Origin of the sequence: Cognataquiflexum rubidum (assembly GCF_022538115.1) — a bacterium.
Classification (GTDB): Bacteria; Bacteroidota; Bacteroidia; order Cytophagales; family Cyclobacteriaceae; genus Cognataquiflexum; species Cognataquiflexum rubidum.
Genome location: NZ_JAKZAL010000006.1, coordinates 41,230 through 57,448 on the forward strand (window position 1 = coordinate 41,230; position 16,219 = coordinate 57,448).

The following is a 16,219-nucleotide window of genomic DNA, read 5'->3' on the forward strand; positions in this document are numbered from 1 at the left end:
TCAGAACCATCTTGGATTTTTCATTGTGACTTTTCTTGGGGACAAATAAAATCCTACAGAAAACTCATGAGAATTGTTCCTTGAATTTTGAAGGGCATTTAAACTTTGATCGTAAGCATATCCAAATCTAACTTTATCAGAGGCAAAGACTTCTACTATGAAAGCCATGGCATTTCTTCTGCTGATGTTACTTTCGAGGTTATCATTCCAAATATGCATGTTGGTCCGGTATGATGCTCCAAGCCATAGTCTGTCATAGAATAGGAACATGCCGTTTAGGTCAACATTTGTCGGAGACCCTTTTACTTGCTTGATTAGGAAGGAAGGTTTGAACTCAATCGCATCCGTAATCGGAACCATCGCACCTGCAGTCAGGAAGAAATGGAGGTCATGAAGGGAAAGGGAAATATCCTCTCTTTCCAATGTGTTTTTCCCAATCATATTGAATGCGCTCAATCCTGCATAAAATCTGGTATTGTGAAAGAACAAACCGACATTCATGTTTGGACTGTAGAGGTTGTTGATTCCTGAGGGGATTTCAACATCATCTTGGTCGATGGGATTGAGCATATCACCGTCGAGCTGGTACTCGGATACCCCTGCGCTGGCACCTAATGCAAGGAAAGATTCCTTGCCGGTCTGAATTCTGTATGAATAGGTAAGCAATCCTGTGGTTGTTCTGGTAGGTCCGATCTGATCTGAAAGAACAGATACTCCGAATCCCATCATCCCTTCATTGGCACTCAAGTCTGCCGTAATCGTAAAGGTGCGTGGTGCGCCTTCGAGGTTGACCCATTGATTTCGATACGTACTTTGGATATATCCCTGGTTTTTATATCCTGCATATCCCGGATTGATATGTAAGCCATTAAAAATATATTGGCTGAACTGTGGCAGCTGCTGCCCGTTTCCTGTGTGATATGCCATCATGGCCATCAGCAGAAAAAGTCCATATATTTTATAATTCCTTTTCATGATTTGCGAGATTTACTTTTTGATAACCTGTATCCAACCTTTGAATTCATGTACTTTTCCTTCTGAATCAGTTCCTCTGAAGACAAAGAAGTAAGTACCTGCCACTATTCCTTCTGCACTCCAGTCATTGTCATAATTACTGTTTTCGTACAGATGGTCACCAAATCTGTTTAGGATTACGATTTCTCTCTGCGCAAATTTTTGGGATCCTCTGATGATGAATCTGTCATTTTTTCCATCATTGTTTGGTGTGATCACATTTGGGATAAAGAGGGCGTTGACCTGATTGGCATCTTCAGCCATATTGTCATCCGGATTGATATCCTCCTCATCTGAAGAAAGCATTACCCTGTTGACAATATTCAGAGGAGTTCCGTTGACAAGGGCATCTGCTTTTACCTTGACATAAATCGTCAATTTGGAATTCGCAGGGAAGAATGGAATGGTGTAGGTAAGTTTCTTTCCTGTAATATCTGTGGTGACTTTGATGTCGTTTGAAGAGGAATTAAACCTTGTGCTGACATAAGTAACTCCATTTGGAAGGTCATCGATTACCACAACATTGGTGGCATTGAAAGCGCTTAGATTGGTAACATCAATCTGGTATTCAAATTCATCTCCTTCAAAAATTTCAATTTCATTTGAAGTTTTGGTGATGTTCATATCCACTTCTGAATTGACCAATCTAAAGGTTACAAATGCCTCATCGCTATTGGTAGGGTTCAGCGATTCTCTCAACACATACTTTAAAGTGTATTCCCTTGCCTCATTGACGCCGGGTATCAGGCTCAATTCACCTTCACCTGTGGTCAAGAGGCCGATGATTCCGTCCAGTTCAATGAATTCGAAGTTAATATTATCAGGTGTCACCGGTTGGCCATTCAGTAGGTCGTTGGTCAGAATATTGCCTAGAACTCCACCAAAATCCAATGCATGTGTTCCAAACTCATCGTCATTGGCAATGATCTTGTTTTTTGAACCTGCCACAGTTACCGAATCAGTAGAATCTACCTCTTCCCCATCAGAACCCGTAGCTTTTACCAAGACAGTGTTCAAAATGGTGCCTGCAACAAGGTCTTCGACTTTCACCGTATAGGTAGTTTCGAAGGATACGGTCTGTCCCGGAGCGAGGCTTGCAATTGTTTCATTCAGGCCGGTAAGTGGATCTACCACGATGATGTTTGTCAAAGTTGTATTTCCGGTATTGGTGACCGTAATGGTGTAGGGGATTACCTGCCCAACTTCCGAATAGGTTTCGGTATTGGTTGATTTGGTAACTGAAATAGAATCTACATTACAGGAGTTGATATTTAAGGTAACCAGTGATCTTGGTCCGGTACAATCAGCTGAATCACCTTGTGACACCCAAACTTGGATCGTTCCGATTACATTTGAATCAACTTTAAACCCTGTGGAAGCTTCACCTCCTACAGCCTGGGTAAAGAAGAAAACTTGATACTGACCTTCTTCCCCTAGATTGCTGGGAAGAATTATGGTGTTCAGATCAGGAACTTCTTGGCCTTGGCAAAAATCATAAGCTGCGCCTTCCACAATGGTTGGGTTGGTGGTTACGATGGAAACCTCAATTTTGAATTCGAAAATACAGTTACTTGAATTAACCGGAATACCGTAGTATGTTCCTGTGGATGCAGGGAATGGATTTGAACTTGTAAATTCTGTGGAATTGTTTGGATCGATGCCATCAAAGAACCTGATTCCTACTGGGAATGAAATTGAAATGTTATCTACAGCAATTCCTTCTTCAGGATTGATATTGCAGAAGGAGAAGGTGCTGAACAAATCTACCTCTCCACAATTTTCCTGAGCCCATTCTGCACCCCCTAAGATAGGGATTACAAGAGGAGTTTGGATAGGTTCGCCTTCACAAGCTCCGTCCAAAAACCCTTGGGTAAGCTGGATTCCTGCAAAATCGCTTTTTGATACTTTACCTTTTCCTGAAATAGCCCCTCCTACGGAAATGAATGCATCGCAATTTGGGTTGGAAAGTATAAGGCAATCTTCCGTAACTTTTAACTTATAAGTAAGCCTTGCCAAGATAGCAGTGATATCTTCCTGCAAAGGCAATTCGCCCAACTCCCAAACGATAGAACCTGTTGCTCCCAAATTAGGGTCAAAGTATGGCGCTTTAATTGTGTTTGGAGTAAAGAACACCTCAAAATTGGCGCTTACAAAAGTAGTTGTGAAAGGAATCGGAATGATTACCTTCCCGTTCTCAATTGCTTCAGTACCGAGATTTCTGATGTCCAGAGAATATTCAATTTCCTGTCCTGGCTGAACTGTAGGGTTATCAGTTGCCGGAGCTCCATTTATTGATACCACCTGATTCAACCCTTGGATGTCCGGAACATACGCATCTACAGAAAAGGCAAAGGAGTAAATGTTATAAGTATCCGTGCTTGTTCCATATCTAAACACTGTTGATGTTTGCCCATTGGCTATGATAGAGTTATTTGGGTTAGGGATATCCCACATCGCAATGTCTATTCCCGTGTTATTCTCTAATTGCGGATTTCTTGGGTTTGCTACGAGAATACCATCGCTATTTCTTACAGGAGTGTATATAGTGGAGTTGAAGAAATTGTTTGGACTGTTAAGCGCGTGTCTCAGCCTTACCCACTCCGTATCAGCAGCATTTCGGATTTCGAGATAATCATTGCTCAACCCTCTTTCTCCTTCGCCCGCCATAACACCAAGTTTCAAATTCACCTGACCATTCTGAACTGCATTGAATCCATTGATCTCAAGTGTACCGTCTACCGCTAACGTATCGCCAATACCCATGACGTAAGAATAGCCGTCAAAAACTGTTACGTCTCTCCATTTCATTTTGGAGTTTTCATAGACAACTACTATCCCCCAATGTCCAAAGTAACCCACTCTACCGCCGTTTCCTTCTGTGAGAGCCACGTCAGCAATGGTATATTCTCCAAGACCCTGGCTTTTGACAAGTTGGGTAACATCTGCGTAGCCAACATACATATCGTCCAATTCACCTTCAGGATATAAAATGTTATTGGCTGCCGCAGTTATTTCTGTATATCCAGAAGCATTTGGACCTTTGATTTTTACTTTTCTCTTATCAAGGTTGGTCGTGTTAATTATTTCAGGAATAAAAACCCCATCTGCTGTGATTCTAGCAAAATTCTCTACCGTTTGATAGGCAGCGGCTTCCTCCGTTCTTGAAACTATTCTCTGTAACCTGTCCACCTTTAGGGTAACATTGCCCTCAGTTATCGTGATGGGATCAAACGTAACAGTGCGGATGTTTCCGTCAGTAGTGACCGTTTGATTGGTCAAAGTAATCATTGCGCCACTAGTTCCGATTCTGTAGCGGGCAGGATTGTTATTGTTATTTGAAAATTCAAACTGATAGGTATTTCCCCCTTTTCTTGAGGTAAAAGTATATCTAGGAGAACGGTTTCCCTCAGAACCAATTCGGCCAATTGTCATTGTATAAAAAGAATTGGCAATTGGATTACTATGATTTGCTATTTGAACTTGGTTAGTGACTGTTACAGGAGCCCCATCTTCGGTACTTACAACCACATCAAAATTCATCCCCAAATCTGGATTAGCTCTACCTGACCAATAAAGGCCGGCATAAATTATTTCAGAGCAATTGGGATCGGCATTATTTTCCCCTGAAAAGACCAAATTCGCAGAAGATGAATTGACAGTATTTACATTATTGTCAACGTCCACATAGATCATTTGGCTACTTGAATTATTGATCCTAGTAGGGTCAGCAAGAGTAAGGTTGGTATTACCAATGATGGTAAAATCACCTCTAACTTTAAAGATGTTGTTTTGAGGTGCAGGATTTCCTACTCTATGTTTGAAAGGAACCCTGTTGTCAGTTTGTGCTGAGATCTTGCCTATGAAAACTACGAGTAACAAAACCAAATACAGGTTAGCTAAAAGGAGTTTTTGGGATGAAAATGAGAAAAGTGTTTTCATGATTTTTCAGTTTTAGGATTAAAAATTAGAATTGACCTGATACAAAAGAATGATATCACCTTCTTCAAATCCGGTTACCATCATTTCGGCTTCTGCCTGAGTCAGGGGAATTTCGGAGTTGATAAAAATGTAGGCAATGTTTGAAAAACTCTTCAAGTCCTCCAGGTTGATTCTCAAGGCAGATTTTTCTGAAGTGCTGCCAAGGTTGATCTGCAAAAGTTTTACAGTTCGAAAAATATCGTTTTCTGATTTCAGTGTGGCAATCGAGTTGATGTCTACAGAAACTTTTTGGGGAAAGCCTTCACCTACCATTTTGATATTTGAATCCTTGATGACAATGGTTGTAACATTATCATAAACTAAGTTTTTTAGATAGTCGGTGTTTTTTTCTCCTGCTTCCTTTACGAATTCATCGATTAAATAAGCCTTTTGGGTATATCCTTCTGTAAGGGGACCAAACAGAAAAAGAACCAAGGAGAGTAGAAAGGGCAAACTGTTGCGGTTTTCTTTCTTTGCGAGAGTAATTAGAGTCATCATAGCGAGATATTAAATGAACAAAATGGGTAGGCAGTTGAGATAGAATAAAGCCTTGGGTGGTTAGATGATCGATAAGGGTGATGTTATTATCATTTAACTGCTGTAAAAATACAATTAATTGATTTTCATTTCCTAATGATTTTCAAAAAATATTTTACAAAATGCATTTTTTTGCATTTATATGTTAAAAAGTAATTTAAGGGAACGGTGCAATTATTGGCTTTAAAGCAAAAAAAAAGGGGTTTCTCAACCCCTTTTGACTTTTGTCAATTTTTCTTTTTTCAATTGCTGGAGGTACTTTTTAATTATCTCCAGTCTGTGATTATCTCCCAAAATGAATTGAGGAATAATCCTTTCCAAGCTCCATTGCATGATCATTTAAACTTTAAGCCTATTGTACGCAGCCAAAAAAGATTTGTTTTTTCGGATTGCTTGACTGAACTTGATGGAAGTTAAAAACATTGAACCATGCAAAAGACCCAAGAACTTGATTTTCTAGAATCCCAAATTGAAGGTATTTTCCTGCTTCAAAAACAAGAGGCAATAAAGCTTCGAAAAGGATCAGCCTTCCTCCGCATTGCACTTTTGAAAAGACTGCTGGATTGGATCAATAAAAATCAGGAAGATATCCGAAAAGCCGTCCATGCTGATTACCGAAAGCCTTATCCGGAAATTGATGTGACGGAGATTTTCCCTGTATTGATAGAAATCAACCATGCCATCAAGCATCTTGAACATTGGATGAAACCAAAAAAAGTCGGAACACCATTGATTTTTTTGGGTACCAAAGCCTATATACAATACGAACCAAAAGGTGTAAGCCTCATCCTAGCTCCTTGGAATTACGCTTTCAACCTAGCTGTAGGCCCGTTGGTTTCTGCGATTGCCGCAGGTTGTCCGGCCATCGTCAAACCTTCTGAAATGACACCCCATACCTCCGCTTTGCTAAGGAGGATGATGGCTGAAATTTTTGACACCCATACCGTGGCTGTCATAGAAGGAGGGGTAGAAGTCTCACAGATACTTTTGTCCAAACCCTTCGACCATATTTTCTTTACAGGAAGCCCCGGGGTCGGCAAAATCGTCATGAAAGCCGCTGCTGAGCATCTTACCTCCGTTACGCTGGAATTGGGGGGGAAATCACCTGTGTTGATTTTGGATGATGCCGACCTTAAGGATACTGCGGATAAAATCACGGCTACCAAATTTCTCAATTGTGGGCAGACCTGTATAGCCCCGGATTATATACTGATCCCGGAAAGGTTGAAAGATGCCTTTGTCGAAGAAATGAAAAAAAGCATTGAAAAAATGTATGGCTCCAATAAAAATGGAATTGAGGGTTCAAAGGACTATTCCAGAATTGTGAATGAAAGCCATTTTAAAAGGATACAGCATATTCTTTCCGATGCCAATTTGAAAGGAGCAAAAATCGAATTTGGCGGGAACTCAAACGGTCAGGAAAACTACATTGAACCCACCATTCTTTCCCATGTCACTTGGGAAATGAAAGTCCTCCAAGAGGAAATCTTTGGACCGATTCTTCCCGTGGTGACTTATGACAATCTAGATGGCGCGATCTTGATGGTCAACCAACAACCCAAGCCCCTGGCTTTTTATGTGTTCTCCAAGAATGACGAAAAAATCAATGCCATTTTCAATGAGACTTCCTCAGGGGCGGCATTAGCCAATGACTGTGCCGTACATTTTCTTCACCGGGAACTTCCCTTCGGCGGTGTCAATAACAGCGGCATTGGCAAATCTCACGGACATTTTGGGTTCTTGGCATTCAGCAATGAAAAAGCCGTCCTGAAGCAGCGAGTAGGATCAGCCGCTGTCAATCCCTTGTTTCCTCCTTTTACTTTGGTCAAAAAGAAACTGGTCAAAGGAATCCTGAAATGGCTTTGATTGATAATGACAAATCCTAAAATCCTGTATTTTGAAAAATAGAATTTCGATCTCCCTTCTCCTTATATATATGATGTCACAATCACTCGCCTTTGGACAATCAAGACCCCGTGATTTGGGAATCCTAATAGGTGTGATGCAAAACGGTTCACAAAACGCCATCACAGATGTGGCAGGGGTGAAAGTTGGCCAAATCACGCTAATCAAAGGAGAAAATGTCAGGACGGGTGTTACAGCCATCATTCCCCATCAGGGTAATCTGTTCCAATCAAAAGTCCCGGCCGCTGTATTTGTGGGAAATGGATTTGGCAAACTTGCAGGAACTACCCAAATCGAAGAATTGGGAAATATTGAATCCCCCATCATCCTGACCAATACCTTGGGTGTATCAGCAGGGATCGAAGGAGTGGTAGCATATACTTTGTCGCAACCTGGAAATGAAAATGTACAATCAGTCAATGCAGTCGTCGGTGAGACAAATGATGGATACCTTAATGACATACGAGGAAGACATGTGAAAACGGAAGATGTGCTTGCAGCCATTACAAATGCCAAAGAAGATAAAGTTTTGGAGGGAAATGTCGGAGCAGGAACAGGTACGGTATGTTTTGGATTCAAAGGCGGGATTGGAACTTCCTCTCGGAAATTGCCCGAATCATTGGGTGGATACACGATTGGGGTTTTGGTGCAAACCAATTTCGGTGGGGTATTGCAGATTGACGGTGTTCCGATAGGGTTGGAATTAGGCAAATACAGTTTTATGGACCATATGTCTTCTGTTGACGGATCCTGCATGATCGTCGTGGCAACCGATGCACCTGTCAATGAAAGAAACCTGAAAAGAATCGCACAAAGGGCCATGATGGGATTAGCCAAAACAGGCGGAATCGCCTCCAATGGTTCGGGAGATTATGTGATCGCTTTTTCCAATTATCCCGGCAACTTGATTTCTCATAATTCTCCATCCCTTGAACTCCAAAAACCCAGTTACTTACAAAATGAGGACATGAGTGCACTTTTTCTTGCCACCATCGAAGCAACAGAAGAAGCTATCATCAATTCACTTTTTGCAGCGGAAGATATGATCGGAAAAGAGGGGAGAGAAGTAAAGGCTTTTCCAAAAGAAGAGGTAATGGAGATAATGAAACGTTTTAATAGGATCAAATAATTTTTACTTCTCTAATTATAAATCATCTAGATTTCCTAGGTACTTTTCTGCCTGCTCCAGGATTTTGGATTTGTCTTTCATCTTTTCCCAGGTCTTGTAGGCCATTCCTATTCTTGGGTTCTTGGCTAATTTGTCTTCATTTCTATTGTAGAAATGCCAATAAAGGCTGTTGAATGGACATGCGTTTTCTCCTGTTTTGAGATTTTTGTCATAATGGCATCCCTTACAGTAGTCACTCATTTTGTCTATGTAATTAGCCGAAGACACATAAGGCTTGGTGCCCACGATGCCTCCGTCAGCAAACTGACTCATGCCTCGTGTATTGGTGATTTCTACCCATTCGATAGCATCAATGTAGACCCCCAAATACCAGGCATCCACCTCATCAGGATTTATTCCGGCCAAAAGCGCAAAGTTTCCTGTTACCATCAATCTTTGGATATGGTGTGCATAAGACTTTTCCAAAGACTGTCCGATGCTATGTTTCAGGCAATTCATTTTGGTCTTACCGGTCCAATAGAATTCGGGCAGTTTTCTTTCGTGCCCAAAGAAATTCAAAGTCGCAAACTCGGGTATTTTGGCCCAATAGACTCCGCGCATATATTCCCTCCACCCGATGATTTGCCGGATAAATCCTTCGACTTGGGCGATGTTGATCCTGTCCTGATTTGCAAACCAATACTGCTCTACTTTTTCCACCACTTCTAGTGGAGAAAGCATTTTGGTATTCAAACTGAAGCTGAGGCGGCTATGAAATAAAAATGCATCTCCTGTGTACATTGAGTCTTGGTATTCGCCAAAACTGTCCAAGAGTTTTTCACAGAAATAATCGAGAACTTGAAGGCTTTCCTCCCTTGTAACAGGCCATTCAAAGTTTTTCTCATCTATAGAACCGATCGTCTCCACCTCCATGGCATGGATTAACCCGACAATTTCACTTGCATTTTTTGGAAATACCTTGGGCGCTTTGAGAAGTAAGGGGTCACGGAATTTGTTGCGGTTGTCTTGGTCGTAGTTCCATTTTCCCGTCAAAGGCTCTTTGCCATCCATGAGAATGTCGTATTTCTTTCTCATTTCACGATAGAAAGTCTCCATCAGAAATGTCTTTTTCCCCTTGAAGAATGCTGCCAAAAATTCTCTTGAGGTTAAAAAATGTTCGGAATCAAAATGCTTTGAGGGAATCGAAAGGGTTTTACAAAAATCTGCCAACTGCCCATCGAGCCGGTATTCATCCGGCAATAGATATTCAAATCTACCGATACCATGTTTTTCAATCAAGAAATGAAGATTTCCAGGAAGGCTTTGGGTATTGTCAGGATGGTCGAGCTTCCAATAGATTACTTGGTGACCTTGAGATCGGAGGGCTTCAGCAAAATTCCTCATGGCCAAAAAGAAGCCGACCACTTTTTGGATATGGTGACGGACATAGCCTGTTTCCTGCTTCATTTCCGTCATGACGTAGACGGTGTCAGGATGTATTTCGCTATACCAAGAGTGATTGATGTTAAGTTGATCGCCAAGAATCAGGCGCAGTGTTTTGGACATAAAAGGTGTACGGACTGATTACCATACACCATTTGCTACCATTTTGTTTTCTCTGATAAGGGTAACGGTTCCTGCTTTTTCGATCACTTCCCCTTTAGGAGTCTGGAAGCTGACTTTGTACACGTAATTGCCGGCAGGTAACCATTGACCATTCAACTGCCCATTCCATCCTTCGACATTTTGGGCTGCGTTCGAAAAAATCATTTCTCCCCATTTGTTAAAAATATCCATTCTATATCCGCTGATTCCTTTTGTTACAGGTTTGAAAAGGTCGTTTAATCCGTCATGGTTTGGGGTAAAGGCATTCGGCATCATCAGGTATTCATTGACTTGGTTGACTTTGACTTCCTCTTTCTGAACAGAAGAGCATCCAAAAATATCATAGGCTTTCAATACCACTTCAAATTCTCCCGGCATCTTGAATACATGGACAGGATCTTTATCTGTTGAAACAGTCCCATCTCCAAAATTCCATTCCCATGCAATAAAGTCTTCGGATATTTTACTTTCAAATTTCAATTCGTCATCGACTAATATTTCTTCTTCGGTATCCAATTGAAGTTTTTTGACATCAAAACCAAGCCTGTCTTTGGAGGCAATATTGCTGTAGTCGACAAAAATCTTCTCGGTAATTTTGCAGCCGTTGGCATCAGTCACTTCCACTGAAAGTTCTCTTTCAGTCAAAAACTCGATCTCTTGGGTATTTTTGTTGACATTGAGCCAAGTGATTTGAAAAGGAGCTTTCCCACCTTTGATGCTGACCCACGCCACACCTTTGGCCTCATTGGTCTCACAGTTGATATCTACAGTAGTTTCGATTTTTGCAGTTAGCTTTTCGGGACCTGTTAGTGTGAATGTTTTCCCAATAGAACATCCTGAGTTGTCTGAAATAGTTACACTGTACTCTCCGGATGGTACATTTTCGAGGTCTTTTTCTTTGGATCCATTGTTCCATAAGAAGGTAAATGGCGCTATCCCGCCTTGAATATCGAGCAAAATCTTACCTGTCTCTGCATCGGCACAAAGCAAGGCAGCCGAAATTTCTGCTGTGACTGCCATAGGCTCCGCGGATTTGATGGTATAACTCTTGGAAATACTGCATCCGTTGGCATCTGTTACGGTCAATGCATATTCCCCTGCTTCCAAGTCAGTGATTTTGTCGGTGGTTTTTCCATTTGACCAAAGAAATTGAAAAGGGCTTTTGCCTCCCGAAGGCGTCACTGAGATACTTCCTTTGGGCTCATTGGAGCAGGATATGTGTGTTACTTCTTCTTTCAGCTGAATCCCCTCACTGTTTGATTTGATTTCAAAATAGAGTGTTTGGTTACAGTTGTATTGGTCAGAGACTTTCACAGAATAAGTTCCGGGCGAAAGGTCTTTGGCATGAAGCACGTCCGTCAGGCCATGGCTCCATTCGATTTTATAGGGTTCGCCCCTGCCCATTTTGATGTTAATCTTTGCTTCGCCATCGGCGTTGTTGCAGGAGACATCTTTGGTTTGGGTCATTTCAATGATCAACGGAAATGGTGGCTGAACCACTATTTTTTCTTTGATTTCATGGCCTGCACCATCCTTTATCCAAACAGTATAGGTCCCGGAAAGTAAACTGTACCTGTTCTGGACGGTTTGTAAATTGTTCCAGACAAAAGTATACGGAGGAACACCGCCTGAAACATCAAGTAGGATGTGGCCTCTATCGGCATGGGTACAGAGTGCCAACTGACCGCTTACGGTGACGCTCATGTCTCCGGGGTCGGGGGTTCCAGTTTGATCCATTGTTCTGAATACTGTAGCGTCCAACACAATTGGTCTGCGGATTTTGCTGTATAGCTGCTCGAGATTCATCCCCTGAGACATGGCAAAATGACTCCAACCCTGAAGAAAAATCAGGAATACCAGGGTTTTGAAGAGTCTTTTTTGCCAATTCATGGTGTACTTTTTTTTACCTTGACAGCGCTCTTTGACCATGGGTTTTTGTGGTTGAAAAGCAAAAATCTGTTTTTGGCAAATAGAAATATTATTTTATGTTTTTTGAATAAAACAAAATGATATCTCTATGTTTGGGTGATTTATTATAATAAAAGAAATTATATACTAAAAAACCAACTCCCATGGATTCGGTCTTTAGGTTGAAAAATCACAAAAACAGCTAAATCTCGCATCAATTTCAAAAACAGGTAAGGGACCTGCTTTTTTAAGGTGATGAAGTGTTTAGCTGAAAGTGGAAAAATTGTCAAAAAAATTTCAATTCAAACCTTCAAAAATGAAAAAACCCAGCTTTCTACAGCCGGGCTTTAATTTATGGAGTCAATTTCTTATAAACCTATATCCACTTGGTGTTTTAGAATATCGTCAAAAGTTTCTCTTTCTCTTATAAGATGGGCTTTGCCTTTGAGGATCAAAACCTCAGCAGGACGGAGCCTTGAATTGTAATTGGAAGACATACTGTAGCCATAAGCTCCGGCATTTTTTATGGCGAGAACATCACCTTCCTGTACCTCTTTAAGTTTTCTGTCAGCGGCGATCGTATCAGTCTCGCAGATATACCCAACGATGGTGTAGATTCTTTCAGGTCCATCAAGTTTGGAAATATTCACCACCCCGTGGTAGGCATCATACATCATCGGACGGATGAGGTGGTTGAGACCTGTGTCCACTCCGACAAATGTGGAAGCTGGAGTCGGCTTCACCACATTGACTTTGGTCAAAAGAAACCCCGATTCTGACACGAGAAATTTTCCCGGTTCAAACCAGATCTCCAATTCAGTTCCGTATTCCTTGCAGAAAGCTTTGAAAGCCTGAGATACTTTGGCACCGACTTCTTCTATATCGGTGGAAATATCATCCGGCTTGTAGGCGACTTTGAATCCTCCCCCAAAATCGAGGAATTTGAGTCCTTTAAATTCTCTTGCTGCATCAAAAACGATATTGGCTCCCCTGAGGAAAACCTCAGCGTCCAAAATATCGGAACCTGTATGGATATGCAATCCAATGATGTTGAGGTCGTGGGCTTCGACGACTTTGAGCACATGCTTAAGCTGAAGTATAGAGATTCCAAACTTGCTGTCAATATGGCCCACGGATATCTTGGCATTGCCGCCTGCAAGGATATGCGGATTCAGGCGGATGCAAAGCGGTACTTTATTTCCATAGAAAGTGCCAAAATGTTCCAACATCGGGATGTTGTCAATGTTGATCATTACGCCAAGCGCAACGGCTTCCTGAATTTCTTCAAAAGAAACACTGTTGGGCGTATACATGATTTCATGCGGTTCAAATCCCGCATGTTGGCAAAGTTTCACTTCTTCAATGGAAACAGCATCTACACCAGTACCTGCTTTTTTCATCAATTTCAAGATATTGATATTGGAAAGTGCTTTGGTGGCGTATTTGATTTTGAGATTGACTCCCGCAAAGGATTTTTGAATGAGTTTTACCTTTTCCAAAATTTTCTCCCCATCATACACATATAAAGGTGTGCCATATTCTTTTGCCAAACCGATCAAAGAAACTCCCTGAATCTGGTATTGCTGGTCTCTAACTTCCATGAAACTAATTTTAAGCCTCAAAGATAAGGATAGAACCACAATAAAAAAGATTGAAAATCGGCACCCTGAATCTTCCTCGATTGAAACATGTTAGATAAATTACTCCGTTAAATAATGTTAAGCCCATCCCTTACCATCCAATAAGGAATAAATTTGCATCATGTCGAGTTCCCAAATGAAACTGATCATCATCTTGATGTCCATTGCCAGTCTTGGTTTGGTGGGCTTCCAGTACTATTGGATCAGAAATGCACTGCGCATCAACGAGGAAAGATTTGAACAGGCAGTCTATCAATCCTTGGCTGCGACTATTGCACAAATAGAGAAAGATGAAACCAGCGATGTTTTTCTAGATGTGCTTGCACAGGACACCATGCTCCAACAATCGCTTGTCAACCAGATTGAGCCTATAATCGTACAGATTCGCCAGAGACCTATTTCAGGAAGAAAAAGACCCTCGGTTATTGATACTTTACTGAAAGAACCCATTCCTCAGATCAGTCAAAGTTTTAAAAGATTGATCGAATACAGGGGTCTTGACAAAAAGGTCATGGAAGACCTCGACAATTTCTTTACCACCCTGACACCGGAGATTGCTTCTTCTATGTTTACCCCTGACGAAATGGAGATTTTGCTTCAGGAAAGGGAACGGCAGCTAAACTACCTTGACCAATCTGAAAAGTTATACAGGAGCAAATACGGGTTTGCCCCTAATCCAGATTTTGTCGAGGAGTACAATATCCCCATGGATTTTTTGGAGAAGATCAGGGTAGCCAATCAAAAAATCGCATTGTTTGACCGTGCTTGGGGAGAATTGATTGGGAAGAAAGATGTCTTTTCTAGAATGGATACCGGTCAGGTCAATCAAATCCTGAAAAATAACCTTAAAGAAAAAGGGATTGAACAGCCTTTCGATTTGGGGATAATCAATGAAAAGGGGAAGCTTTTTCCGGTGACAGCTTTGGTAGATTCATTCTCTTTGGTCAATTCAAAAATGCAGGCGAGGCTATTTCCGGGGGATATTATTCCGCAGGAAAACTACCTGTTTATCCACTTTCCGTATAAAAGAGCCTATGTCTTCAGACAAATATGGCTTCCAGTGCTGAGTTCGGTGCTATTTATCGGAATCGTGATTTTCTGTTTTGTCTATGCCATCAGGGTGATCATCCGGCAAAAAAACCTTTCCGAAATCAAGAACGATTTCATCAACAACATGACCCATGAGTTCAAAACTCCCATCGCAACCGTCAGCCTTGCTGTGGAAGCTTTGCAAGATCCTGAATTGTTGAACCAGGAATCTTTCCGAAAAAGATACCTGACCATCATCAAGGATGAAAACAAAAGATTGGGAGGTCAGGTAGAGAAAGTCTTGCAAGCAGCTACTTTAGAGAAAAAGGAGTTCAGCCTGAAAATGGAATATGTCGACCTGACGGAAATTTTGGAAAATGCCAAATCGCAGTTTGAACTTCAGGTGGAAAATAAAGGCGGAAAAATCACCCTTGAAAACAGGATGAATGATCCCAATCTGATGTCTGATCCATTCCATTTGTCGCATATTATCAATAACCTGCTCGACAACGCCAACAAATACAGCAGAGACAGTCCTATCATCCACATCAAAGCTTGGGACCAAAACGGTTTTGTTTTCGTGTCTATTCAGGACAATGGAATAGGCATGTCAAAAGAAGCCACCAAGAAAATTTTCGATAAATTCTACAGGATTCCCACAGGCAATGTCCACGATGTAAAAGGCTTTGGACTTGGACTATCCTATGTCAAAACCATTATTGAAGCCCATAAGGGTGAAATATCCGTAAACAGTGAACCAGGAAAAGGAAGTATATTTACCATCAAACTCCCCAAGACACCATGAGCAAACCAAAACTATTAGTAGTAGAAGATGATCCGAATCTAGGGGATATCCTGCAGGAATACCTGACCATGAAAGGATATGAAACAACCCTTTGCAGAGATGGGGAAGAAGGTTGGACCAAGTTTAAAAAGGACAAATACAGCATGGCTATCTTGGATATCATGATGCCCAAGAAAGACGGCTTTACCCTCGGCAAAGAGATCAAGAAAGTACAGGAAGACCTCCCTATCATTTACCTGACTGCCAAAAACCTCAAAGAAGATATCATCGAGGGTTTGAAAATCGGGGCGGACGATTATATCACCAAGCCATTCAGCATGGAGGAATTGCTGCTCCGGATCGGGGCGATTCTCCGTCGAACACAAAAGTCGGAGGAAGTTCTGACGCTAAAACTGTACAAATTCGGGGAATTTGAACTCCACTATGACGAGCAATACATCAAAGGTCCCTCCGGCATCCACAAGCTCACTTCCAAGGAAAATGAACTGATCCGGCTTTTGGCTTCGGAAATCAACAAATTGGTAAACAGAAGCCATGCGCTGAAGCAGATTTGGGGAGATGATTCTTATTTCAATGCGCGAAGCATGGATGTGTATCTCAGCAAAATCCGGAAAATCCTCAAAGACGATCCCAAGGTCCAGATCATTACGATCCACGGGGAAGGTTTCAAAATGGTGGTAACTGACTAAA

10 protein-coding genes are annotated in these 16,219 nt (G+C 41.5%); 4 read left to right on the forward strand and 6 right to left on the reverse strand.

Annotated features, from left to right (window positions below):
- The 3 genes from MMU05_RS08390 to MMU05_RS08400 are packed head-to-tail and all read right to left on the reverse strand — an operon-like array spanning position 1 to position 5,490.
- Positions 1–975, reverse strand: coding sequence for a PorP/SprF family type IX secretion system membrane protein (locus MMU05_RS08390; protein ID WP_241141231.1), 975 nt, complete (start codon positions 973–975; stop codon positions 1–3).
- A gap of 12 nt (positions 976–987) precedes the next feature.
- Complete coding sequence (locus MMU05_RS08395) at positions 988–4,953, reverse strand: DUF7507 domain-containing protein (RefSeq protein WP_241141232.1); 3,966 nt, start codon at positions 4,951–4,953, stop codon at positions 988–990.
- Between the two features lie 18 nt (positions 4,954–4,971).
- Positions 4,972–5,490, reverse strand: coding sequence for a hypothetical protein (locus MMU05_RS08400; RefSeq protein ID WP_241141233.1), 519 nt, complete (start codon positions 5,488–5,490; stop codon positions 4,972–4,974).
- Positions 5,491–5,958: 468 nt separating this feature from the next.
- Here MMU05_RS08400 and MMU05_RS08405 point away from each other — a divergent pair, with 468 nt between their 5' ends.
- Both MMU05_RS08405 and MMU05_RS08410 read left to right on the forward strand, forming a co-directional pair.
- Positions 5,959–7,395 (forward strand): aldehyde dehydrogenase family protein, encoded by a 1,437-nt coding sequence (locus MMU05_RS08405; protein WP_241141234.1) that lies wholly within the window; start codon positions 5,959–5,961, stop codon positions 7,393–7,395.
- 70 nt (positions 7,396–7,465) lie between these two features.
- Positions 7,466–8,563: a P1 family peptidase gene (locus MMU05_RS08410; RefSeq protein ID WP_241141393.1), complete on the forward strand. Its 1,098-nt coding sequence runs from the start codon at positions 7,466–7,468 to the stop codon at positions 8,561–8,563.
- Positions 8,564–8,578: 15 nt separating this feature from the next.
- Here MMU05_RS08410 and MMU05_RS08415 read toward each other — a convergent pair whose 3' ends face one another.
- The 3 genes from MMU05_RS08415 to lysA all read right to left on the reverse strand — a co-directional run bounded on the left by MMU05_RS08415 (position 8,579) and on the right by lysA (position 13,656).
- Positions 8,579–10,108, reverse strand: coding sequence for a cryptochrome/photolyase family protein (locus tag MMU05_RS08415; protein ID WP_241141235.1), 1,530 nt, complete (start codon positions 10,106–10,108; stop codon positions 8,579–8,581).
- Between the two features lie 18 nt (positions 10,109–10,126).
- Positions 10,127–12,037 (reverse strand): T9SS type B sorting domain-containing protein, encoded by a 1,911-nt coding sequence (locus MMU05_RS08420; RefSeq protein WP_241141236.1) that lies wholly within the window; start codon positions 12,035–12,037, stop codon positions 10,127–10,129.
- 386 nt (positions 12,038–12,423) lie between these two features.
- A complete protein-coding gene (lysA, locus tag MMU05_RS08425; protein WP_241141237.1) occupies positions 12,424–13,656 on the reverse strand; it encodes a diaminopimelate decarboxylase in 1,233 nt (410 codons plus the stop codon).
- Between the two features lie 160 nt (positions 13,657–13,816).
- Between lysA and MMU05_RS08430 the strand changes: the two genes are divergently transcribed.
- Both MMU05_RS08430 and MMU05_RS08435 read left to right on the forward strand, forming a co-directional pair.
- Positions 13,817–15,529 (forward strand): sensor histidine kinase, encoded by a 1,713-nt coding sequence (locus MMU05_RS08430; protein WP_241141238.1) that lies wholly within the window; start codon positions 13,817–13,819, stop codon positions 15,527–15,529.
- The gene (locus MMU05_RS08435; protein ID WP_241141239.1) at positions 15,526–16,218 is read left to right on the forward strand and encodes a response regulator transcription factor; all 693 of its coding nucleotides are present in this window, start codon (positions 15,526–15,528) and stop codon (positions 16,216–16,218) included. Before MMU05_RS08430 ends, MMU05_RS08435 begins: the two co-directional genes overlap by 4 nt.
- Position 16,219: the final 1 nt, after the last annotated feature.